The 23,148-nt window shown below is 51.4% G+C and carries 25 protein-coding genes, 1 tRNA gene and 1 pseudogene; 14 read left to right on the top strand and 13 right to left on the bottom strand.

All coding sequences use genetic code 11. The features are described from left to right. The first annotated feature begins 7 nt into the window (after positions 1–7). The 6 genes and pseudogenes from tolB (at position 8) to CFB47_RS04005 (ending at position 5,074) form a co-directional block, all read left to right on the top strand. Positions 8–1,303, top strand: coding sequence for a Tol-Pal system beta propeller repeat protein TolB (gene tolB / locus CFB47_RS04025; protein WP_089439315.1), 1,296 nt, complete (start codon positions 8–10; stop codon positions 1,301–1,303). 17 nt (positions 1,304–1,320) lie between these two features. Then, a complete protein-coding gene (gene pal / locus CFB47_RS04020) occupies positions 1,321–1,833 on the top strand; it encodes a peptidoglycan-associated lipoprotein Pal (protein WP_089439314.1) in 513 nt (170 codons plus the stop codon). A 19-nt stretch (positions 1,834–1,852) separates the two neighbouring features. Continuing rightward, a complete protein-coding gene (gene ybgF / locus CFB47_RS04015) occupies positions 1,853–2,602 on the top strand; it encodes a tol-pal system protein YbgF (RefSeq protein ID WP_071333989.1) in 750 nt (249 codons plus the stop codon). A 108-nt stretch (positions 2,603–2,710) separates the two neighbouring features. Further along, positions 2,711–2,787: transfer RNA gene (locus tag CFB47_RS04010), tRNA-Lys, on the top strand. Between the two features lie 1,049 nt (positions 2,788–3,836). Continuing rightward, a pseudogene (locus CFB47_RS40160) lies at positions 3,837–4,031 on the top strand (metallophosphoesterase); the annotation flags it as partial. 527 nt (positions 4,032–4,558) lie between these two features. Beyond that, positions 4,559–5,074 (top strand): hypothetical protein, encoded by a 516-nt coding sequence (locus CFB47_RS04005; RefSeq protein WP_009238834.1) that lies wholly within the window; start codon positions 4,559–4,561, stop codon positions 5,072–5,074. 175 nt (positions 5,075–5,249) lie between these two features. Here CFB47_RS04005 and CFB47_RS41075 read toward each other — a convergent pair whose 3' ends face one another. Beyond that, on the bottom strand, positions 5,250–5,489 hold the full coding sequence (locus CFB47_RS41075) for a hypothetical protein (protein ID WP_157174168.1): 240 nt from the start codon (positions 5,487–5,489) through the stop codon (positions 5,250–5,252). A 7-nt stretch (positions 5,490–5,496) separates the two neighbouring features. After that, on the bottom strand, positions 5,497–6,363 hold the full coding sequence (locus CFB47_RS03995; protein WP_009238832.1) for a metal-dependent hydrolase: 867 nt from the start codon (positions 6,361–6,363) through the stop codon (positions 5,497–5,499). A gap of 196 nt (positions 6,364–6,559) precedes the next feature. Between CFB47_RS03995 and CFB47_RS03990 the strand changes: the two genes are divergently transcribed. Further along, positions 6,560–7,651: a hypothetical protein gene (locus tag CFB47_RS03990; protein WP_089460480.1), complete on the top strand. Its 1,092-nt coding sequence runs from the start codon at positions 6,560–6,562 to the stop codon at positions 7,649–7,651. A 68-nt stretch (positions 7,652–7,719) separates the two neighbouring features. Here the strand turns inward: CFB47_RS03990 and CFB47_RS03985 are convergent, their stop codons facing one another. Next, the gene (locus CFB47_RS03985) at positions 7,720–9,072 is read right to left on the bottom strand and encodes a hypothetical protein (RefSeq protein ID WP_089460479.1); all 1,353 of its coding nucleotides are present in this window, start codon (positions 9,070–9,072) and stop codon (positions 7,720–7,722) included. A gap of 144 nt (positions 9,073–9,216) precedes the next feature. Here CFB47_RS03985 and CFB47_RS40155 point away from each other — a divergent pair, with 144 nt between their 5' ends. From CFB47_RS40155 to CFB47_RS03970, 5 genes are all read left to right on the top strand, one after another. Continuing rightward, the gene (locus CFB47_RS40155) at positions 9,217–9,729 is read left to right on the top strand and encodes a hypothetical protein (protein WP_143330792.1); all 513 of its coding nucleotides are present in this window, start codon (positions 9,217–9,219) and stop codon (positions 9,727–9,729) included. Between the two features lie 768 nt (positions 9,730–10,497). Then, the gene (locus tag CFB47_RS03980) at positions 10,498–10,998 is read left to right on the top strand and encodes a hypothetical protein (protein WP_089460478.1); all 501 of its coding nucleotides are present in this window, start codon (positions 10,498–10,500) and stop codon (positions 10,996–10,998) included. A 138-nt stretch (positions 10,999–11,136) separates the two neighbouring features. Next, positions 11,137–11,475, top strand: a complete 339-nt coding sequence (locus CFB47_RS40150) for a hypothetical protein (protein WP_028646221.1) — start codon at positions 11,137–11,139, stop codon at positions 11,473–11,475. A 168-nt stretch (positions 11,476–11,643) separates the two neighbouring features. Beyond that, positions 11,644–12,003 carry a hypothetical protein gene (locus CFB47_RS03975; protein ID WP_165835806.1) on the top strand — a complete coding sequence of 120 codons (360 nt, stop codon included), beginning with the start codon at positions 11,644–11,646 and terminating at the stop codon, positions 12,001–12,003. Positions 12,004–12,074: 71 nt separating this feature from the next. Beyond that, complete coding sequence (locus CFB47_RS03970) at positions 12,075–12,740, top strand: serine/threonine protein phosphatase (protein ID WP_009238826.1); 666 nt, start codon at positions 12,075–12,077, stop codon at positions 12,738–12,740. A 127-nt stretch (positions 12,741–12,867) separates the two neighbouring features. On the opposite strand, the gene CFB47_RS03965 is transcribed toward CFB47_RS03970, so the two are convergent. After that, positions 12,868–13,689: a hypothetical protein gene (locus CFB47_RS03965; protein ID WP_256946644.1), complete on the bottom strand. Its 822-nt coding sequence runs from the start codon at positions 13,687–13,689 to the stop codon at positions 12,868–12,870. A 267-nt stretch (positions 13,690–13,956) separates the two neighbouring features. On the opposite strand from CFB47_RS03965, the gene istA reads away from it, so the two are divergent. Then, the gene (istA, locus tag CFB47_RS03960; protein ID WP_011875599.1) at positions 13,957–15,513 is read left to right on the top strand and encodes an IS21-like element IS408 family transposase; all 1,557 of its coding nucleotides are present in this window, start codon (positions 13,957–13,959) and stop codon (positions 15,511–15,513) included. Between the two features lie 16 nt (positions 15,514–15,529). After that, the gene (gene istB, locus CFB47_RS03955) at positions 15,530–16,279 is read left to right on the top strand and encodes an IS21-like element IS408 family helper ATPase IstB (RefSeq protein ID WP_006397350.1); all 750 of its coding nucleotides are present in this window, start codon (positions 15,530–15,532) and stop codon (positions 16,277–16,279) included. A 55-nt stretch (positions 16,280–16,334) separates the two neighbouring features. Here the strand turns inward: istB and CFB47_RS03950 are convergent, their stop codons facing one another. The 9 genes from CFB47_RS03950 to CFB47_RS03915 all read right to left on the bottom strand — a co-directional run bounded on the left by CFB47_RS03950 (position 16,335) and on the right by CFB47_RS03915 (position 23,020). Further along, positions 16,335–16,703: a hypothetical protein gene (locus tag CFB47_RS03950; RefSeq protein ID WP_256946643.1), complete on the bottom strand. Its 369-nt coding sequence runs from the start codon at positions 16,701–16,703 to the stop codon at positions 16,335–16,337. A 355-nt stretch (positions 16,704–17,058) separates the two neighbouring features. Next, positions 17,059–17,229, bottom strand: a complete 171-nt coding sequence (locus CFB47_RS41070) for a hypothetical protein (protein WP_009238824.1) — start codon at positions 17,227–17,229, stop codon at positions 17,059–17,061. 66 nt (positions 17,230–17,295) lie between these two features. Then, on the bottom strand, positions 17,296–18,249 hold the full coding sequence (locus CFB47_RS03945) for a hypothetical protein (protein WP_009238823.1): 954 nt from the start codon (positions 18,247–18,249) through the stop codon (positions 17,296–17,298). Positions 18,250–18,298: 49 nt separating this feature from the next. Beyond that, a complete protein-coding gene (locus CFB47_RS03940) occupies positions 18,299–18,520 on the bottom strand; it encodes a hypothetical protein (RefSeq protein WP_009238822.1) in 222 nt (73 codons plus the stop codon). Between the two features lie 54 nt (positions 18,521–18,574). Further along, positions 18,575–19,258, bottom strand: a complete 684-nt coding sequence (locus CFB47_RS03935; RefSeq protein WP_232295838.1) for a hypothetical protein — start codon at positions 19,256–19,258, stop codon at positions 18,575–18,577. Continuing rightward, the gene (locus tag CFB47_RS03930; RefSeq protein WP_009238820.1) at positions 19,255–20,070 is read right to left on the bottom strand and encodes a hypothetical protein; all 816 of its coding nucleotides are present in this window, start codon (positions 20,068–20,070) and stop codon (positions 19,255–19,257) included. The genes CFB47_RS03935 and CFB47_RS03930 overlap by 4 nt, the downstream gene beginning before the upstream one ends. A gap of 217 nt (positions 20,071–20,287) precedes the next feature. Continuing rightward, positions 20,288–21,502, bottom strand: coding sequence for a hypothetical protein (locus tag CFB47_RS03925; RefSeq protein WP_009238819.1), 1,215 nt, complete (start codon positions 21,500–21,502; stop codon positions 20,288–20,290). Positions 21,503–21,612: 110 nt separating this feature from the next. Continuing rightward, positions 21,613–22,665: a hypothetical protein gene (locus CFB47_RS03920; RefSeq protein WP_009277308.1), complete on the bottom strand. Its 1,053-nt coding sequence runs from the start codon at positions 22,663–22,665 to the stop codon at positions 21,613–21,615. A gap of 40 nt (positions 22,666–22,705) precedes the next feature. After that, positions 22,706–23,020 (bottom strand): hypothetical protein, encoded by a 315-nt coding sequence (locus tag CFB47_RS03915; RefSeq protein ID WP_009238817.1) that lies wholly within the window; start codon positions 23,018–23,020, stop codon positions 22,706–22,708. Positions 23,021–23,148 lie beyond the last annotated feature (128 nt).

Below are 23,148 nucleotides of genomic sequence, written 5' to 3'. Positions count from 1 at the left end.
AAGAAGCATGAGTTTGATGACAAAGCTAGGTTTCAGGGCACTCGTGGCCTCGTGTCTGATTACGGCGGGCAGCGCCGCTAACGCCCAGGTCAACGTGCTGATCACCGGTGTCGGGTCGACCCAGTTCCCCATCGCCACGGCGAATTTCGCGAATGAGGCGAACCTGCCGCAGCAGGTCACGTCGATCGTCCGCGCCGACCTCGCCCGCAGCGGCAAATTCACCAACATCGACGCCGGCAGCACGCCCGTGCCGGAGAGCGCGTCGGTCGATCTCGGCGCATGGAAGGCCAAGGGCGCGAATGCGTTCGTCGCCGGTAGCGTGAACCGCGAGGCGAACGGCCAGTACAAGGTCAACTTCATCCTGTACGACACCGTGAAGCAGCAAAGCCTCGGCGGCTTGTCCCTGACGGCCACCGACACCACGCTGCGCACGGCCGGCCACAAGATCGCCGACTACATCTACCAGAAGCTGCTCGGCGTGCGCGGCGTGTTCGCCACGCGCCTGTCGTACGTGATCAAGACCGGTAACCGCTACCAGTTGCAGATCTCGGATTCGGACGGCCAGAACGCGCGCATCGCGCTGTCGAGCACCGAACCGATCATCTCGCCGTCCTGGTCGCCGAGCGGCACGAAGGTCGCGTATGTCTCGTTCGAGCGCAAGAAGCCGATCGTCTACATCCACGACCTGCCGACCGGCCATCGCTACATCGTCTCCGACCAGAAGGGCAACAACAGCGCACCGGCCTGGTCGCCGGACAGCAACACGCTGGCCGTCGCGCTGTCGCTGACGGGCAACACGCAAATCTATACGGTCAACTCGACGGGCGGCGGCCTGCGCCGCCTCACGCAGAGCAGCTCGATCGACACCGAGCCGTTCTACTCGCCGGACGGCCGCTGGATCTACTTCACGAGCGATCGCGGCGGCGCGCCGCAGATCTACCGGATGCCGGCACAGGGCGAAAGCGCCGGTGCCGCGCAGCGCGTGACTTTCACCGGCAGCTACAACACGAGTCCGCGTATCAGCCCGGACGGCAAGCTGCTCGCTTACATCTCCCGCACGGGCGGGGGCTTCAAGCTGTACGTTCAGGATCTGCAGTCCGGCGCGGCGAACGCCATCACGAATACGAATCGCGACGAATCGCCGAGCTTCGCGGCAAACGGCCAGTACCTTCTGTACGCTACCCAGTCGGGTGGTCGCAATGTTCTGGCAGCAGTGCCCTCGGACGGCAGCGCGCCGCCGCAAATCCTGTCCGTCCAGGGCGGCTCCGTACGTGAGCCGTCGTGGGGGCCCTTCATGCAATGACCACAAGGAGAGTAAACATGATGTCGAATAAAGCTCGTCTGGCCCTGGCCGTGATGATGATCAGCGCGCTCGCAGCGTGCAAGTCGGGCGTGAAGCTCGACGACAAGGCGAATGCCGGCGGTGCGGTCAGCACGCAGCCGAGCGCCGACAACGTCGCGCAAGTGAACGTCGATCCGCTGAACGACCCGAACAGCCCGCTCGCGAAGCGCAGCATCTACTTCGACTTCGACAGCTATTCGGTGAAGGACGAGTACCAGCCGCTGATGCAGCAGCACGCTCAGTACCTGAAGAGCCACCCGCAGCGCCACGTGCTGATCCAGGGCAACACCGACGAGCGCGGCACGAGCGAGTACAACCTCGCGCTGGGCCAGAAGCGTGCGGAAGCCGTCCGTCGCGCGATGGCACTGCTCGGCGTGAACGATTCGCAAATGGAAGCCGTGAGCCTCGGCAAGGAAAAGCCGCAGGCAACGGGTCACGACGAAGCATCGTGGGCGCAGAACCGTCGCGCCGACCTCGTCTACCAACAGTAAGTAACGGAAGAATCGCCGTATGACGCACCGTGTATCCCTGCTGCGCGTTGCCGCAGCATTCTGCGTCGCTGGCGCGGCGTGGTCGGCCGCGCCGGCGCACGCCGGCGTGTTCGACGACAACGAAGCGCGCCGCGCCGTGCTCGATCTGCGCAGCAAAACCGACAACCTGGCGAGCCAGTTGTCCGCCGCCCAGCGTACGATCCTCGATCAATCCGGCCGTCTCGACCAGCTGAACCAGCAGGTCGCGACGCTGCGCGGCGAGAACGAGGACCTGACGAACCGGCTGACGACGCTCGAGCGGCAGCAGAAGGAGTACTACCAGGATCTCGACACGCGGCTCAAGAAGTTCGAGCCGCAGCAGGCGACGATCGATGGTGTCGAAGGCACCGTGCAGCCGGGTGAAACGGATGCGCTCAATGCGGCGCAGCAGCAGTTCCGCAACGGCAACTTCAAGGCGGCCGCGGCTTCGTTCCGCGCGTTCATCGCGAAGTATCCGCAGAGCCCCTACCAGCCGACCGCGCAGTACTGGTACGGCAATGCGCAATACGCGCTGCGCGACTACCGCGGTTCGACTGCAACGTGGCAAGGGATCGTCAGCAAGTTCCCGCAACATCCGCGCGCAGCCGACGCCCTGGTGGCAATCGGCACGAACCAGCTCGAACAAGGCCAGAAGGCGGCCGCGAAGAAGACGTTCGAGCAGGTCGTGTCGCAGTACGCCGGGTCGAACGCAGCGCAGACCGCGCAGGGCAAGATCGAGTCGATCAAATAATTATCGCGGCGGGTTGTTGACAGCCTGACAATCCGTCGCTATAATCTTTTGCTCTTTGGGTCGTTGCCCAAGTTGTTGAAGCAACGAACCAACAGGTTTCAAGAACGTGGGGTGGTAACTCAGTTGGTTAGAGTATCTGACTTTTAATCAGAGAGTCGAGGGTTCGAGTCCCTCCCATCCCACCATAAAATCAAGGGCTTAGCGCATGCTAAGCCCTTGTTCATTTGGGCTGCGTTTCTGTTAAGCTACAAAAACTACTCATTAGGCTACAGCCCCGCCCAGTTAATGTTCTCTGGGTAGTGCACACTGCTGTCCCAAGGCTGTTCTTGCACGGGGGCTCCATTTTTCGATTGAGTACGCAAGCATCTGGCATCCTTCCCAACCTGCCAGATGACCATGCATCCATCCGAGCTTCTCTTCAGACTTAGGCAGTTGCCTCAGGACGCTGCCGCTACCATTGGGCAGCTCGCTGTCGCGGTGGAGTGTCTCTCCGCTCAATCTCAGCAGATTCAACCTTCCGCTCCTGTTGCATTTACTCCCGATCAATTGATCACGGAGGAGGAGCTGGCAGACTGGATCAGGGAAAGCCTGAGCACCCTAAGGAAATGGCGGGTTTCAGGCAAGGGACCAAAATTCGTTCGCAAGCCAAGGCGTGTCGCCTACCTTGTCAGGGACGTTCAAGATTGGCTGGACGGTCAGAAGGTATCGTCCACGGCAGAGGCTGATGCTCGCCGCGATCAAAGGACGAAGAAGTAGCCTGTAACGAAAATCTCGCTCCTACCGATAGACGTGCGATCGCTGTCCTTGACTACAGTGGCGCGGAAAGTCCCTACCGCATGGCGAAATAGTTAAATTGTGATAGCCGTCAGTATTATCGGCGGTAGTCGACGCGCCCACTCAATAGGTTATGCCTCGCGGCATTCTGTTTCGATATAGAAAAGTAAACGACATTGACCTCGAAAGTTGAGCAAAGTCCCGAACTGAATTTTCTTGCACAATAAAATTAAGGCTTTACCAACACCAGTCAATATGATTTACGAGAAAATAGAACAAGCCCAGTCAGCTAGATATTCATACAAAAAACATAAAAATATGCAACCTCCCCAGGAAATATACCCCACAAATAAATATAGCCAAACGACGGCAATTAAAGCTCATCATTAAGCCGATTTCTTATCTAAAATAGGCGCAATGCGATATAATCAAGTTTATCGCTCAACAGCCCCTCCCACCAATGACAAAGTTCGTCAAACACTTTGGTCCCAATTCAATCGGGCGAGATTTTGCCGTGGGCGACATTCATGGTTGCTTCTCTCGCTTGAATAGTGCATTGAATACTATAGAGTTTGACCCATCCAAAGATAGGCTGTTCTCAGTTGGTGACTTGGTTGATCGAGGCCCCGAATGCCATTTGATTCTTGAATGGCTTGAAATGTGCTATAGTCTATTTCAGACTATTTTGCGATCCACGGTAACTCTGTTGGAGCATTGACAAGCACCGCTCAGTTTCATACATCTATTCAATTGGTTGGGGATTGAATATGGATGAATTTGAGAAGATAGTAGATTGGTTGTGGGACTTCTTAGTAAAGTGGTTTAAGATTGGAATCACAGTTGCCTGTCTTGCCACAATCCTAGTTGGCTCCATGATGTTTGGGATAGGTGGAGTGGTTTTACTAAAGACACTAAGTTTTGATGTAAAGGCGGTAGAATATGTCTTGGTGGGACTTCTCTTCATGATTGTCTGTCCTATCTTCATTCATAGAACATGGTCTGGTAGGTGGTTGTTCTTCACCAGATGGGTTGCAAAAAGAAAGCTCTCTCAGAAAACTTTATTCAAGATAGACAGTAATCGCTTGAAAACTCAATAAAATTTGCTTTTTCTTAATTTGTACGGTAGTGTACAATTAGTGCTTGACAAATTTAACGATTTGTGGATCTAAAAGGAATAAGAAAATGAGCGACTTTTTGAATACTATCGGTACTTTGCATACCTTGGAAAAGATGGGCGAACAAGGCCGCACCATTGATCGTCAAGGCCGTGCTCTTGATAACATGGGGGACGCATTGCGCCGCTCCCAAGAAGATGCGGGGATGGCTGAGGCTGGTGCAGCATTCCAACGCAATCGTGCTAACGAATTGGAAGCACTTCTGTCCAAGCCCATGGCTGAGATTGCTGCAAAGAATGGTCGTTTCCGCGAAACCTACGATAAGCAGCAAGAGATGTTGGCTTCATGGATCGTCTCTCAGCGTGCCTTCAAAGAACTTGCCATGAAGTATGGTGCTTTGGCTGGCAAGACTCGTGAAGAGATCAATGCTGAAAGCGATGCTGCTGAAAAAGCTATTCTTGATGACCAATCCCAGTTTGGCAACAAGGTGAACGAAGAAACAAAAGTAGCTGTCAAACGCAAGAAGGCTCGTGAAGAAAAGCAGGCTCAAGCAGCACAAAACAAAGCCAGTCATTCCGCCTGAAAAGAATAAGTTTTTTGGGAACACTATGGGTATGACCACCCTCATAAAAGCACCTTCGGGTGCTTTTGTCGTATGTTCGTCTAGATATTGACATTCATATAGGACTTTGTATGTTGCTTTTAAACAGGAGCAACATATGTCACTATCATATACACTACCAAGCGGAATATTTTCCTCAATCGCCTTCGTCATTAAGGATGTCTTCGTGACCCAAACCATCACCCTTGTAGGTCAGAAGCCAACAACACCTATTGAGTGTCAGCAGCTCACGCACCCGCTTATAGGGAACGGCATTGGAATAGAGAACTCCTCGGAATCGACTAATGTTCTCAGCACCTACCAACTCACCTAATTCACGAGCGGTAGTTTCTGATAGATCTACTCCACACTCTTTGATCGCTTCCACCTTTTCCATGATGGTCTCATGATAGGGAATCTAAGCTATGAGTTGCCTTGTCGTAGGACACATAGAATAGGAGGTTGATGAGCAGGAAGACGTGTGAGGCGTAATAGAAAATTTTGTCGCCTAAGTCCAGAGAGGCTATGTCGGAGAACACGTTCCCACCTTCACGAAGGTACAGCATGGAATTGGGCATGAGAAGAAAGCTCAGCCCGAGCATCAACCAGCAGGGAGGGAAGATTCGGAAGAACCTGGAGATGCTGAACCTTTTGTAGTCTGTATAGACACCGTGATACAACTGCTTGCCTGCTATAAAGCCTGTCTCGTATAAAGCAAAAAGCAGCAACATTTGGGTTGCGCAGTGAATGTATGGCTCAGTGGGGGAGACCTTGAATGCGGTTGCTCTATGTTCGATCTCTTCGGCACAATGCCAAATTGTCACTTTGTAGATTCTTTCGTCAGCACTTTGGAATTGATGTCTGTTGTTGATCAACCAGTTTGCCAATAGGCAAGTAGTATGTTCAGATGCCATCGTTAGTCCAACTCGCCCTTTGATATAGTCGTCTTTATGCTCTTCAATCTTTTTGTTAATCCATTCGCCAATCTTGTTCTTGGTCTTTCTCTCGAAGACGGCATTCATTGAATCATGCAGGTCCTTGTGGAAGGATTCCTGGTGAATGAAGACTTTGATTTCCTTGATGAGCTCGCTATCCTTATCCTTGTCCAGATGCTTAATTGCTCCACCCAGCGAAGACATGATGTACTTCTCACCTACAGGTAGATAGAAAGACATTGTTATGAGAAAGGCGGATAGGAATGGGTTGTCTTTTACGATGCAAGAAGGTAAATCATCCCCAAATTCCACCTTCAGTTTTCTTGCTATTAACATGGCACTCCTTCACATTAGGCTCCTCATTCTCTTTTATGAAAAAACTTTATTCTTGTCAAATTTGAGGCGGGTGCTGACGGGCAGAGTTGGGACGGTGAGACAATCCCATCCTAAAGTTGGGTGTTGCTAAGTGCTTGACAAATTTGCATTTTTCAAAGTTGTACGATAGTGTACTAATTTTCAACGGGGGCGAGAGATGAGTGAGAACCAACAGCAAGAATTAAGTAATGTGAATTTCGATGTTAAGAAGGAGGGTGGGCAGAACAAGACATGGATTTTTGTTCGTGACCATATTGGTCTCCCTAATGCTTTCTATAATTTCCCAATCGCAGTATCAGCAATTGGAAGTGGTGCCATTGATATCATTGGTCGCCATAGCGAATATTTGTTGGCTGGTGCCGTTGCAACGGGTGTTGGTTCCGTTATCTTGTACCTAGGCAAAAAGAACAAACAGTCCACCGAGCAGATCAAAAAACGCCTTCGTTTGTGCCTGACCGCTTTCGGCTTCACCAGTGTTGCAGCTTGTGCCAGCTATGCCATGGGTAGCCCCAATGGAGTGATTGCCCACTTTGTGCCAGTCATCAAGACTTGGCAGGACAAGTATCTGGTCGATATCAAGCAGGATACCGAGATCATCAAGAAGCAGAACGATGAAACCAATGCCAAGCTAGATAAGGTCAATGCGATGTTGGCTCAGCTACTTGTCAACCGTCCTGAACTTGAAAAGCCTCTGGTCGACCAGATCAAGGGATTCAAGACCTTGCCTGAACACCAACAGAATGCCTTGTTGTTGTTCACTTCCAAGGTTGGGGCGAAGGGGGTTGCTCGTTACAAAGGCTTGATCAAGGCAGTCAACACTTATGCTGACAATCAGACTGCTGAGAATGCCAAAGCAGTCACCGAACACATCAACTACATTGTTCGTGTCAATGGAAAGGATATCGAGGACACCAAGACCAAGAGCTTGATCATCAGCTTGTTCCTTGATCCCGCTACCTTTGACTACCTTGTTGGTGCTGGTGCATTGCCTCAGGATCAAAGCTTGTTGACCCAGTTGGGAGTCGATCTGACCAAGCCTACTGGTGAGCAGTTGGCAGACCCTCTTGGGGATCTCATCAAGCAACTGACTGCACAAGGCAAACCTATTGCACAACAGATTGTCATTCCAAGCAGTGAGAGTCTTCCCGAAGCTCAGATAAATGTTCAGAGCCAAGAGCAGGTTCAGCCTCAAAAGCCAAAGAAAATTCACCATAGCAACAATCAAGGTGGTTTCCACCCTGGTATCTAAATACATGCGATAAAAAGAGAAGGGAGCTATAAGGCTCCCTTTTTACATGTACTAAATATCTACTAAAATTATATTCCGGGATGGAATCCTCCTGAAGCAGGAGCATGATGAGCTTTAGCTCTCATGTTCTTGATGCTGTTCTGAATATCTGTTTTTGTTGATAAGCTATCTGCATCTGGTGTAGAAAGCTCCATATCGAATGGCTTGCCGTCAGCTTCCAGTTTGGCTTTCTCCTCACCAACAGGATCGGGAATCTTTAGCTCGCCTGGTGTAGCACTTTCGCCCAAGTTCGCTCTCTTGATAGCAGAGGTGAGATCGCTGAAATTTCTTGGGGCTACATTCTGCCCAATCACATAACCGAATCCATCTTTGGAGGCGAACATGGTGCCTATAAGGATCGAGGCTCTTTCATCGCTGAAGGTCTGACCGTTCATGGTGTATTTGTAGGTGAACTTGTCAGCAACCTCTTTGGCCATATCTGGTGTTCGGTTCTTGCTCAAGCCGTAGTGGATCAATGCCTTGTGGAGCTCGCCATACTTCGCGGAACCGCCTTCTCCCACCTTGTAGGTGTGGTAGAGCATTGCAGCACGCTCGTTGGGTGCCAAGCTGGCCTCCATCTCCTGTGCCAACTGCTGGTAGGGCTTGTGGGTCTGGTTGTGAAGCTGGATTGCTTCTGGGTTCTTCGCCATGTGCTTGGCTATGTTGTTGATGACCCCTTCCTCAAACTTCTCCCCCATGAGCTGGGAGATCTGCATGGAACGCTGAGGAACGATTCCTAGGCCCTTGTAGGCACCGGCTGTGGCAGGATCGAAGTGCTTGCCTGCTAGAGAACTCAACTGACCCACGAGATTTTTATCCTTGGAGATCGCCTTTAATAGGTTCTCGTTGTAGTGCTTGCTCTGCACTGAGAGGTTGTAGCCGTTGCCAGTCGCATATAAGCCCACATCGTTGTAGACGGTAGAGCGGTAGCCCTCAGCCTCACTGGTCAACGCCAGATAGTAATTCTCGTCAGAGAACTGGATCTGAGACACCTTGCGTGCAACCTGGTTGTTTGCCAATCCGCTGGGCAGCTCAAAGTTCCCGGCTTGGTTCAAGACCTCCTTGTTTTTGCTGTTGACCAAGGGGGATGCCTCGTAGATGGGGAACTTTGTCTCTGCCTTGTGAGCGGCAGGAGCGATCTTGTCCTTGAGCGCAGCCAAGACACCCTGATCCTTGACGGTGGTTGTCGGTTGTTGGGCAGTAGGTGTGTTTGGAGCTTCTGGTTGGGCTGAGTGATTGTGAATGTATAGTCCAGCTCCACCAATAGCGAAAGCAGCAGTCAAACCAACGATCATCTTGTTGATGACGCCACCATTCTTTGGTTGGCCAACGGTCTTTACTGTTACCTCACCACCTTCCAATAATTGTTCAAATTTTGACATGGCATGTCCTTATTTTGTTCTTGTTATGCCATCAATTATAACGAGGATTTTCTAAAGGCCAAGTGCTTGGGTTTTGTTTGCCTAGTAGAATTGACTTTGATGATTTCTGGGCTAAGATGAAAGATATAACTAAATGGTGTTAATATGAAAATGAATAGATTTGCAGCGAGTGCATTCAAAACATTAGGGGCAACGGCTGTTGTTGCAGGAGTCGCTTTGGCTGGTGTTCAAGTTCTGGCTGACAGTGGAATTTCAAACGAGATTGATAGTTATGCTTTCAATCACCTCAACACAACCGTTTTCCAGCCTGCACATGACTATATGAAGGGAGAGTACACCGCCTTTGCATATAATGGGAAAAATAGGGATGTTCTTGCTGTGAAGTTGCCTATTGTTGAGGAGCAAATTGCTCAGGCAGAAAACAAGGGGCTGTTTGATAATCCCAAGCAGTTTAAGGACACTATGGCAGAGCTTCAGTTGGATAGAAAGGTCTCCGGCGAATACCTTGCTGCCAAATGGAAGAGTGGTGGTAGGTTAGATCCTGAGGCTGACAGTGCAGCGATTGAAAAAATCAAGAGCAATATTAGGAATATGAGAGACACCTCATGGGATCTGCATATGCCTAAACAAATCGGAAGCACTGGCACTCCTGGTTGAAACATAGTGGATGAGAGAAGATAAGAAGCACCGAAAGGTGCTTTCTTTTATTCGTCTGAGAAAAATGTGCATCCTTCTCTGCTGTCAACTGATTGGGAGAAAGCAGCATAAAGGCTCTTTTTTGAGGGGAGCAGTGGGGTAGGGTTGCGGGACCCCAATACTGTCAGTTTTGCCTCACCCTGTCACTTCTTACAGGTATCTCGACAATGCACCTGGTGCCATGCTTCGTTGGCTGGGAAGCACATGTGCTATAGTCTATTTCAGACTATTTTGCGATCCACGGTAACGCTGTTAGAGCATTGACAAGGACTACTCAGTTTCATACATCTATTCAATTGGTTGGGGATTGAATATGGATGAACTGGACAGGTTAGTAGATTGGTTGTGTGAGTTCATAGTAAGGTGGTTGAAGATTGGAGTAACAGTTATCTGCCTTGCAACAATTCTAGTTGGCTCCATGATGTTTGGGATAGGTGGAGTGGTTTTACTAAAGACACTAAGTTTTGATGTAAAGGCGGTAAAATATGTCTTGGCGGGACTTCTCTTCATGATTGTCTGTCCTATCTTCATTCATAGAACGTGGTCTGGGAGGTGGTTGTTTTTCACTAGATGGGTTGCAAAAAGAAAGCTCTCTCAGCAAAACTTTATTCAAGATAGGCAGTAATCGCTTGAAAACTCAATAAAATTTGCTTTTTCTTAATTTGTACGGTAGTGTACAGATAATGCTTGACAAATTTAACGATTTGTGGATCTAAAAGGAATAAGAAAATGAGCGACTTTTTGAATACTATCGGTACTTTACATACCTTGGAAAAGATGGGCGAACAAGGCCGCACCATTGATCGTCAAGGCCGTGCTCTTGATAGCATGGGGGACGCATTGCGCCGCTCCCAAGAAGATGCGGGGATGGCGGAGGCTGGTGCAGCATTCCAACGCAATCGTGCTAACGAATTGGAAGCACTTCTGTCCAAGCCTATGGCTGAGATTGCTGCTAAGAATGGGCGTTTCCGCGAAACCTATGAAAAGCAACAAGAGTTGTTGTCTAACTGGGTGCTTTCCCAACGTGCCTTTAAAGAATTGGCTATGAAGTATGGCGCCCTTGCTGGTAAAACCCCTGAAGAAATTCAGGCGGAAGGCATGGCAGCCAAGGAAATCATTCTTAATGGCCAATCGCAGTTCGGTAACGATTTACCTGATGGTGATAAAAAGAATTTGAATCGCAAGAAGGCTCGTGAAGAAAAAGCAGCCAAAGCCACTCATTCCGCCTGAAAAGAATAAGTTTTTTGGGAACACTATGGGTATAACCACCCTCATAAAAGCACCTTCGGGTGCTTTTGTCGTATGTTCCTATATATATTGACATCCATATAGGAGTTTGTATGATTCTCAGATAGAGAGGAGACATACATGAGCATAAGAAGAATAAAGAAGGCCATTTATCGTAGATTCAAACTAGTTCTTGCAAAGAGAAAAAAACCTATGCTTCCTCGTAAAGGCGGTCAGTTGGATGCATCAAAGATTGAGCGCATTGTAGTTTTGACTTGGAACGGAAAGCCTTTCTTGGTAATCGCCTATCCAAGTGGTGAAGGTGCTCCATCCCATGAGCCATACTCTGCTGAACTCAATGCCTTGATCATTGGCTCAGGATTGCCTTGGGGACAAGAGCCTGCACCGGGTGCTCAGGAATCTCTGCAAGAACAGAATCATGATGATGATCTTTCGGTATCACCCAAAAATAAGCAATAAGACTAGTGTATTAAATTGATAGAATGAGCTTTCTAGTTCGTTGCTTCCTCTTGACATCCACATAGGACTTTGTATGTTGCTTTTAAACAGGAGCAACATATGTCACTATCATATACACTACCGAGCGGAATATTTTCCTCAATCGCCTTCGTCATTAAGGATGTCTTCGTGACCCAAACCATCACCCTTGTAGGTCAGAAGCCAGCAACACCTATTGAGTGTCAGCAGCTCATGGGATTTGGGCATGTCACGGTCCAAACACTACCCAATGGCACCAAGTTGTTGTATCTCACAGTAGGTGCCTCGCTTTTCACTGCACCTGCCACACCAGAAAATATTAAAGCTCTTGCTGCCTTTATTCCTGTTTGGGAAATGACTCCTGATTGTGACGAAGAGAACCCACTTATCGAGGTTGAGGAAAGCAAGGGTTTGGACAAGGCTAGAACAGTTAAGCGAGTACGAGCTGCGGCTGAGATCGATAAAAAGTACAAGAATCCTGACAACGCAAGTTCTTTGGACTATGAATAAGTCAAGCTATACCTGTATGACCCTCAACCACATGACTTGGCGAAGACGTCCAACTTCATGTGAGTGTCACAATGGAATCCAATCACGATACGGCGTCTACCAACCCTTACGTTCAGTTCCTTTTTGCTGGTGAGCCAGTAGCCTTTCTTGTCGATACGAACCTTACCTTGGGGGAGGGGATCTTCATTGCCTTAGTTTATCCAAGCATCCATGTTGGAGTAGAAAAGCCTTGGTTCCATGCTGTCCAAGGCAACCATGAGGAAATGGCAATTGTCTGGGGCCATATGGGGGAAAGTGTAGACGATTACAAGAGGCATGGCGGAGAACGGCTTATGAGCATGAGCCACGAAGACCAGCTTGCCTATGTAACAGCCTTAGCTGAACTACCCTATGCCATACAGGTTGAAACATCAGGTGGCCTCGTTGGCTTGGTTCATGCGGACCTATCAGAGTCAACGTGGCGCGACATGTGGGAGAAAATGCACAATGATGCCTCTCGTGAAGAAATAGAAGAGGTCAAAGAACACATTCTATGGAGCCGCCAGCGATACATGAAACGGCGCGCTCATGCTCCAATCATTCCGGACGTACGGGCAGTGGTTGTGGGACACACCACTGTTTCAGAGGCGCTATTGCTAGGAAACGTCCACTACTTGGATACAGGCGGCTGGACCCCTCGGGGGCACTTCATGTTCTTAGAACTTGCCACCCTACAAATTAACCCTGCCAAATTCTGATTGACATCTATCTGTTGACGAAGATTGAATTTATGAATAGCTCTTACTCGCGGCATACCTCCATTAGATTCGAGCTACCAGGACAATCTATCTAACAAAAAAACGCCCGAAGGCGCTTTTTTATGCCTCACCGCCTCCTAACCCCATTTCCAGACTCGATCAATACCTTTCTTATTTGAGAAAGGACGCCCCCTAGAGTTTCAATACCATTCTTATCAAAATATTTAACAAACAATTGCTTACTCAAATCGTCGCGCCCTTCATCATTTCGCTCATATCCCGAAAACGGGTCTGAATTCGAGACAGGAGAAATTGAAGCAACCTCATCAAAAAACATGAAAAACTCAAAAATACCATATCTATTGTCGTAGGTGTACGTGTCGCCATACTCAGTCACAGTCGTTGTTGGATTGCTAACAAAGACCATTTCTCCACCAGTCGTCATGCCCAAACTAGTGCCACCCCCTACTACGGTGCGTTTCACATCTCTACCCGTTCGGGTAACCACCTTTTCTTGACAGCCCCAACTAAATGCACAGCCGTATTCGGCATACAACAGCTTGTCACCTGAAAATTCAACCCCGTAGGCTACGATATGGCCATCAAAATCTGCCACCACCTTGTTCGGCTCAATTTCATCGCCATAGCGTTTCTTGAGGTCCGCAATTAGTCTTCCATGATTCTTTCCAGAATCATATCGCAAATACACAGAAAATCTATCCTCCAACTTCTCGGCAGAAGAGTTGTCGATAAGTTTAATTTCAAAATTCTTTGAGATATAGTGGGTAGGCGAAACAGCGGCCCCTTGCTGAACACTCATCTCTCTAAGGATAAGTTTATCAGTAGCACCAAACACCATAAGTAATGATGGAATTAGAGATGCCGCTGCCATGTTCATATTGCTTGCAACGATGCCAAAAACTAAAAGACTGACCAAAATTGCAGTCAAGGTTGCGTATTCCGGCGAACGTGATCACGCATTTCGGCGGATCGTGATCATGGATTCCGAATGATCGTGATCACCCGTTTCGGTTGATCGTGATCGCTGATCACAGGTTTCCGAAACGCGTGATCACGATGCCGGAATGAGCGATCACGGGACCGAAACGGGTGATCACGTAACCGGAACGTAATCCGGGTTTGAGTCTGGCGGTGGCGTTGCGCATGTATTCACCGACGGCGTTAGCCTGCTCCCTTTTTTGCGGGAGAAGTGCCGATGCCGACACCTCGGATGAGCATGCGCAAATTGAAGGAAGTCCTGCGACTAAAGTGGGCGTGTGGCCTGACGCATCGGCAGATCAGCCGGGCTATCGGCATCAGCGTCGGTGCCGTCTCGAAGTTCGCGGCCCAAGCCAGCCAGGCGGGACTCGATTGGGCGGCAGCCGAAGCAATGTCCGACGACGAACTGGACGCGCGCCTGAGGCCTGCGGCAACCAATGCCGCGGCGACGACGACGCGACGCATCGAGCCCGACTACACGGCATTGCATCGCGAGCTGCGCCGCAAGGGCGTGACGCTGCAACTGCTGTGGGAAGAATACGCTGAAGCGAACCCCGGCCAGCGGACGTACCGCTACACGCAGTTCTGCCAGAAGTACAAGGACTGGGCGAAGTCGATCAAGCGCTCGATGCGTCAGCAGCACCGCGCCGGCGAGAAGCTGTTCGCGGACTTCGCGGGTCCCACCGTGCCGGTCCTGGCGAGCGATGGCGGCGTCGAGTTCGAGGCGCACGTGTTCGTTGCCGTGCTCGGCGCATCCAACTACACGTTCGCGTGCGCGACGCGCACCGAGACGATGGCGGACTGGATCGGCAGCCTGTGCGATGCGCTAGAGTTCATTGGCGGCGTGCCCGAGCTGCTCGTGCCCGACAACCCGAAGGCGCTGATCGCGCGACCCGACCGTTACGAACCCGGACTCGGCACGACCACGCAGGACTTCGTGAACCACTACGGCACCGCGATGCTGCCGGCGCGTCCGCGCAAACCGCAGGACAAGGCCAAGGTCGAAGTCGGCGTGCAGATCGTCGAGCGCTGGGTGCTGGCCCGACTGCGCCACTATCGCTTCTACAGTCTGGCTGAACTCAACAAGGCGATTGCAGAACTGATCGCCGACCTAAACCAGCGCCCGTTCAAGCGGCTCGAAGGCAACCGGCGTGAATGGTTCGAACGGCTGGACCAACCCGTCCTGCGCCCGTTGCCCGTGCGTCGCTACGAGATCGCCACCTTCCAGAAGTGCCGTGTGAACATCGATTACCACGTCGATGTCGGCGGCCACTATTACAGCGTCCCGCATAGCCTCGCACGGCAGGAGGTCTGGGCGCGTATCACACGCCACGGCGTAGAGATCCTGCATGGCGGCAAGCGTGTCGCTGCGCACGCTCGCTCGCGCCTCAAAGGCAAACACACGACCATCGCCGAACACATGCCGGCTGCGCATCGCGCGCACATGGAATGGACGCCTGGGCGCCTGCTCAACTGGGGCGCATCCGTCGGCCCCGGCGCCGAGGCTGTCGTGCGGCATCTGCTGACCAACAAACCTCACCCCGAGATGGGCTATCGCGCCTGTCTCGGTCTTCTCTCGCTCGCGCGCAAGTACGGCAAACACCGCCTCGAGGCCGCATGCCAGCGTGCATTGAAGATCGGCTCGCCCACGCGTCGCTCCGTGCTGTCAATCCTGGAAGCGGGACTTGACCTGCAGCCCTCGCTCCCGACCACGCCCGCCGAATGGCGCTCGCCCGAGCACGAGAACGTGCGCGGCCCCGACTACTACCACTGACCCGAAGGAGGTCACGATGTTGATGCAGCACACCCTTACCCAGCTAAAGGCGCTCAAACTGGACGGCATGGCTCGCGCGTTCGAGGAGCAGTCAACGCTCACGGCAAGCACCAGCCTGTCATTCGAGGAACGCGTGGGCATGCTCGTAGATCGCGAGCTGGCCTGGCGTGATACGCGACGACTCGAACGTTTGCTGCGCGCCGCGAAGCTCAAGAACCCACAGGCCTGCGTCGAAGACATTGAATACCGGCAAACCCGTGGGCTGGACCAGCGCATCGTCGCCACGCTCGCCGGCTGCGACTGGGTGCGCAATGCTCAGAACCTGATCCTGACCGGCCCCACCGGCGCGGGCAAGACGTGGCTCGCTTGCGCGTTCGGCCAGCAGGCGTGCCGGCAGGGCTTCTCCGTGTTCTATGTGCGCGTCGCGCGGCTGTTCGAAGAGCTGAAAATCGCGCACGGCGACGGCAGCTTCACACGTCGGCTTGCGCAACTCGCGAAGATTGATGTGCTGATCCTCGACGATTGGGGCTTGCAGGATCTCGACCAGGCGGCGCGCAATGATCTGCTTGAGGTACTTGATGATCGTGTCGGTACGCGCTCGACTGTGATCACCAGCCAGTTGCCGCTCGAACACTGGCACGCGTGGCTGCAGGACCCCACGCTCGCCGATGCGATTCTCGATCGGCTCGTGCATCAGGCCCACAAGCTTCCGGTCAAGGGCGATTCGATGAGAAAGAAAACGAAATCCGAGTCCGCTGACGCCTGATCGTGATCACCGTCGCTATAATCCATTGACCGCGCAACACCACCTTCCAGACTGATCACGTTCGCCGAAACGATTGATCACCATCGCCGAAATCCGCAGTCAAGGTAGCCAAGAAGCTCCGAAGCTTAGCTATTGGACTCCCTTTTGGATGCCCCCTATAGCAGGTGACGAAATAAGCGGCAATAGTAATAATCATCAGATCGAGAAAGGCATGATCAGACATCAGTCCCGGATCATTTCCCGTTAGACGCCGCCCCACCTCGCTTAGAACAGCAACAAGAAAAACACCGATCAATATGAGCCCAGTTTGGAGAACTACCTTGGTTACCTTTTGTCCAAAAGTTAACATGAACGGATATCTGCTTCTCCTGAAATAGAGAATCGCAACGACCGCCAAAGCAACTGGAGGGTAGAAAATATTCATTGACTGGTCCTATTCTTGATTTTTCTTTCTGACTGCTACACCAAAAAATAAAACTCTAATGTGAAATTTATTATTACAACCCTACGCACCCCTCACCCTCCCTCACACGGAATAGCCACCTGCTTTACCTCAAGCCTTGCAATATACGAAGCCAGCCCTCAACGACGGGCCCAATTCCATTGGGAGCATAAATTTTCTTATCAAGCGCATTATTCTCACCACTCCAGTCTCGACAGGCGTGCGACTTTGATATTTCCAACATGCTTTCGCGTTGCATCCGGTCGCCATGCAGGTTCTTCGTAAGGTCTGCCGTCAGCAAGTCTCGCGGAGCGTGTGTTGAGGGGGGCCGCTTCCGTCACTGATCAATTTTGCCGTTGTTAGCGTCATCAAGTTGGTCCATTTCTGCAAAGAAATCTTCGGCCGTACAGAAATTTCCTTTGGCGATCTCAGCTTCGCCAAGCTCAAGAAGCTTGAGCAGAGCTTCCGCTTGATTTATCACCCAACGGGGATTTTCATCGAATTGCATGGCAAGCTCCGCTTAGAAAATCAATTAATACATCAGATCACCTTATCGCAAGGTGTGTTGCGTGCCTCACGCCAATCCAAGTCTTTCTTTACATTCTTTCAACAAATTTTGTATACGTCCAATTTTTTCTTTATCCTCACTCGTCAATTCCCTTTGTTTTTCCACAAGCCTCCATCTCTCCAATGATCTTTCAACACTCCCCAAATGACTCTCATCGGCCTCTCTTTGTGCCTTTCTTCTTCTCTCGAATTCTTCCGCCTCGCCCCTTTTCGCCTCCGCCTGCGCCTCCTCAATATAAGAAAAAGCGGATTTCACGTGGAGTTCAGGAGTAGCAGGCGGCATGGCAAGCTCGGCTTCCATGTCGCCGATTTCCTTGATGAGATCATCCCGCTTATCCGTCTCTTCTTTCGAGAGAGGACGCTTCTTCTCGAGATCCTCCCAATCCGCCAACCAACCGCGTTGAATCTTTAAGAACCTTTTCTTCTTTTCTTTCTCTTCGCTCTCAACCTTGACAGCATGGCGTGCGCCATATCCCAATGCCTCCTTTGCCATTGGATTCATTGGAGAACCAAATTCCGCCCGTCCTTCAATGACGGTCGTTTCTGCCTGCCTGACCTCAACCAATACTTCTTCAACACTCTTCCCCAGCGCTTTTCCGTACCGAAGCGCAATTTCATGAAAAGCTTTCTGTGAGACCATCCAGTTAGACAGTAACTCCTGCTGTTTCATGTAAGTATGTTTGAAGAAAAAATTCTTCTCCGCAATCTCCTTCATCGGACGAGCCAGAAGATTTTCAATATCCCCTAATTCTTGAACCTTTCTTTCCAGGTCCATTTCTCGACCCGAAGGAGCGGGGAGATAGTTGTCGTTGGCTCTTCTGGCACGCCTTAGTTCTTCTTCCAGGCCGGTAATTCTGTCGTTCTGTTCATTGATGATTTGATTCTGCTTTGCTTGCGCTCTTTCATTATCGGCGACCTTTTCCAGCGCATGCAACGTAGCAGCGGTTTTAAAAAATCCCATAACAATCTCCCGTTCTCTGTTTATTCCTGAAAGGATACTGCATAGGACTTCACTCGACCTGATTTTTACCTACGAAATTTGCAGCTTTCCTTACCTCTCCGTCAAGAAACTCTTTGCTCTCCTCGGTGTTGAGCAAGCGTTCCCATATTTTGTCATGTGGCTCATTATTTTGCGGATTTTTCCGAGGGATTGTTATGGCATGGGTTCGGTTTTCGGCTTCTTGTTGCTCAGGCAGGCCCATGACGAATCTCACTCCAGTTTTATCTGACATTTCCTCTCCAAATCACGTGAAAATGCTCTATAAATCCAGCCACGTCAATTGCAATCAACGATTCTCCAATCCTGCTATGTAATCCTCAAGTTTTCTTGAGGGCGGTAGAGTGCTCGAACCGATAGATCGCATGACGACATGGCGACCCGCGCCCTGGGGCTGAAACATCAGGCCAATCTCAAGAATGGTGTCTCGGACGTCTCGCAAAATCGACCCCTTTGTCCAACCGTGGGAGAGGGATGCACGAGCTTTATTAGTTAACGACAAAACGAGGCGACTATAACGGTCTGCTGATTTTTCTGTCACGGACGTCACGGATAGCTCTAACACATCATCAAATGTCACTTGGTGCGCCTCCCATTTGACACCCTCAGGAATCACTGTGATCGCCGCCTTTCCTGGCCATGTTTGCTTTATGAACCAGATTGCAAACATGATATAAAGACCAAATATCAAAATCACGTCTCGCCACCATTCGCTCAGCAACCAATTCTGGTGCAAAAATATACTTCCGATTACAGATGACAAAGCACCTCCAGCGATTACGCACGCGACGAACGTAGCGACAAGAATGATACCGATAAGCAGCCAGTCGAATATCGTATGCCAACAGCCCGTGCGAAAATGAATGACCGCCTCATGATCCGACACTTTCTCCACCCGACACTTTCTTTTCGGCTGAATCGGAGCATCAATTGTTGTCTTCATTTTATTATTAAATAATTTATCTATTTTCAAGAAAGATATATTCCTTTATTCTTCTTCTGCATCTCCTCTTTCCTCTTCTGCCAAGCGGGGTAGCCGTCCGTTTTCACACCAAGCTCGGCAAGATAGGACGCCAGTTCTTCATGCCTATGATCCTTGGCTACAGCGTAAAGATTCGGCGGCTGCGTGGATAGATCCGTATTATTGAAAGCAGCAAGCTGCGGATCGTTCAGATCCACGCCATTTTCCTTGAAGAGCTTTAGCTGCTCCTTGGCTTTGGGATAATTGTTCGCAACGACATAGAATGGTAGTTGTCGATCATTCCCGGTGCCATTAAGGGTCACGGGCATCCCTCCCTTCAAGAACAGCTCCACCACTTTCGTGTCGCCATCCTTGGAGGCTTGGAGCAGATTGCCAGGCGTCCATTCCACGCCCATGTTCTTGAGCTCCACGCGAGGGTTATCGCTCTTGCCATCCTTTATGTCCAAGAGGGTCTGCTGAAGTTGGGCCACCCAAGGCGCACTGGCTGCTATTGCCCCGCCTTGATCGGCATGGCGAGCGCTGGCAATGGCTCCCACGCTAAAGGCTGCTGCGCATACCCCAGAGCAGATAACAATGCTGGTTTGCAACTGCTTACCTCTTGGAATCCCCAGCACCTTCATGACCAGCAGGGCGAGGAACACAAGAACCGCCAGGCCAGCCACATAGCCAATGTAGGGAAAGTATGGGCGCAGGACGTCCAGGAGCGGAATGAAAACGGCAGTGGAGATCGTCATGACCGCATTGATCGGAGCAATGTGGTCCGTCACCCACTTGCCATGTTCTACGTAAGCCTCTGTTTTCATTGGTATCTCAACATGGGTTGACTACGTCAAGGTGGAACAGCATTGCCTGGCGTTCCTCACGGCACGCATCCTTTTTTTCCATCAGAGGTGGCCGTCATATTGCCATCACGGCAGTCCGACATAAATTGCGCATGAAGGGGCACTCCGAAAAAGGGGCTTCACGGGATGTCTAGCATCCCGTGGGCGAGCAAATGTTTGACGCAGAAATCCAGAATCGTCAACGGCACACGCCGACGGACTGTGCGGCGTCGCGCTCGACAGCGAACATGCTGGATGACAGCGGCAGCACGATCACGCCAGCGCTGGGAGCCTGACCGTTCACGACCGAGGTCGCTGCACCATTGGCGGCAACCAGCCCGGTGTTGGTGCTGATGTCGTTGAAGTACAGCGTTTCTGCCGTGGACGCCCCGGAGGTATCCGCCGTTTTCACGGTGGTGCCATTGATCGTGACCGTGCCGAAGACCGCCCCTCGATCCGAGCATGTCCACGTGCCGTTGAGTTCGGTACCCGAAAGCACTTGCTGCTTGCCCGCGTAGAACACGCCCGTGCGCAGCACCGGGGGAGTGTCCTGGTTGTAGCCAAAGCGGTCGATGACCAGAACGGGACCGCGGTCACCCGCCTGGAAACTCAAAATGCCGAAATCCGAGCCGTTCTGTTGGACGTGGATCAAACCATCGGCGGCGTTCTTCACCAGCTTGAGGGCGTACTGGCCCGGCGTGCTCGAACCTGAAACGGCATTGCAGGTACCCGACGCGTTGATCAGGCCGCTATCGCACAGCGTGACATCGGTTCCATTGGCCGCGATGCGGAACGTGCCGCCCATGAACGCTGGAACTCCGCCGTTGCTGGCATTGCGGGATGTGCCAATGAAGAAATAGTCGCCGGCCAGTTTGGTCGTGTCCGAAGGAACGGAATAGCCCGAGCCTGCAACGCTGGAGTTGCGTGTGCGGAGTACGACGTTGCCGCCAATGATGCGGGTGCGAGTATCCAGCTTGAGCGTGAAACTGCCATTCGTGCTGGTGCCCGTGTATGTGGTGACACTGCCGCTAGTCGATTGGGTATAAGTGCCCGAGATGTCGCTCAGGCCATATTGGGTCGACAACACCTTGATCGTGAATGAACCATCCTGGTTCAGCACAACACGCCACGTGTCGCCGATGTCGGCCGTGAGATCGAATGCCTGCGCGGTCGAGGTCGTACCGGGCACGGCGGTTGCGCCGGTCTGGGCGACGAGAGCCGCCGACGATTGGCTGACCGCGTCCTGCTGGGGTGCGGTCGTGGTCGAGCCCCCCGACGTCGACGTACTGCTGCTGCCGCTGCCATCTCCGCCGCCACCGCACGCCGTCAAGGCGACCATGATGGTGCTGAGAGCGAGGATGTTTGAAACGGAGAGAGAACGCGTCTTTGCTTTGTATGCCGAGGCGGTTTTCATATATTGGGCTTATGGCGAGTGTGGTTTAAGGGCGCGCCAATCGAGCAACCCTCTTGAGAGGGTTGCGCAGAGTCGCCCCCTTTTCAGGCGTGGTAATGGATTTGTCTTCGTTACTTGTACGGCCAATAGCTCGCGGTAGCGATCAGATCATCCGGTGTGTTGGGCTTGTAGGAGCGCTTGTAGACGGCGTAATCGGCGCCTACTGGCACAAGCTGCAACTCTGCGCCATTCATCCCAGCGATCTTCGAGTACACGGTAGTCGCAATACGCAGACTTCCTGATTGAGATGTCGAGCGCAGCGCTTCTATCTTCTTCGCAGCCTCTTCATCGGCAACAGGCAAGAAGCAGATTGGCCCATCACCAATGAATCTATAGCGAACACCAGACTTCCCTCCGAGTGACGTGAGATTTCCGGCGCATATGCTTCCGATAACTCGGAATCCCTTTTTGTCGAAGTCGTAGCCAGCTTTGTCCGAAATGGTATCGAATGAGACGAAATCAGGGTCCCCCTTGCTTTCGCTGACCGCGACGTAGTCGATCTTCTTGACGTCATCCAATTTTTTGTTGATACGCACGAGCTCTTTGTCCTTTACCGCCTGACGTGCGAAGCTATCGTTCGTGCTGTACCAGACCCGCGAAAGGATGCCCAGCTTGGATTCATCGTTCTGATCTTTTGCGTTCCACGCCATTGCCGTCCAGACGTACCATTCATTATTCTCATCGCCTATGTCTTTAATGGCTGCATAAGCTGATTTGTCAGAGGGGGATCCCTTTGGGCTCGAGCGTTCTTCTGAAGCTTTTTTTTCCTGTTCCTGTTGCTTGATTTTTTCGATCCGAGCATCATCGGCTGGAGATTTCGGCGCTATCGACAGATCACCAGAGAAATCATTCCCGTTGCGATGCAGGTCGAATGTGCGAGGCTGACCATTTCCCCACGGCATGGTGATCGTCATTACATCACCTTGCAATGTGTATTTCCACTCTTGATGCTTGCCCGTACTGAGATCCGTCGCCGTCGCCGTGTCCTTGTTGGTGAATTCCACCTGCGTGGCGGTGCTAGCCACCATGTACGTTTTCCCTAGAACCTCAACCGGGCCACGGGGTTTATCGCTACAACCTGCCAGTGCGCCGACAACCATTGCTGCAAGTATGAAATTTTTCATATCGACTTATCCCCACTCAATTATTAGTATCTTGGTTACTTTATTTCTTCTTCAAGAGCATGCCACCAGGCCATCCGGCAATACTCCCGTCATCCTGAATCTCAAGAATCATATTCTGCCCATTGGCTGCAATTTTGAGCTTATTCCCGTCCACGGAATAATTGGTCTCTGTAGAGCCGAATGGTGATTTCATGACCACCTTGTCACCCGACTCAAATTCCAAAATCACGGCTCCATCCAAAGCATTCCCCAATCCTTGCGGGGAGACGGACGCGTAGGTTCCACTTAGCTTTTGACCACATGCCGCCAGAAAAAGGGGTAGAAATAACGCCGCAATTGTTGTGGTTTTTCTCATGGGTAACTTCTCCGTTGTGTTCGCTGATAATTTTTACATTATTGATACAATGGCATGCAATTAAACCCTACCGCACGCCATTGCAGTTGATTCCCGTCAAGCACCAATCAAAGATAACAGAAAAAATT

Source organism: Burkholderia sp. AU27893, assembly GCF_002223205.1.
GTDB lineage: Bacteria > Pseudomonadota > Gammaproteobacteria > Burkholderiales > Burkholderiaceae > Burkholderia.
Note: the sequence above shows the minus strand (reverse complement) of the source record. Positions and strands in the feature narration are given on the sequence as shown.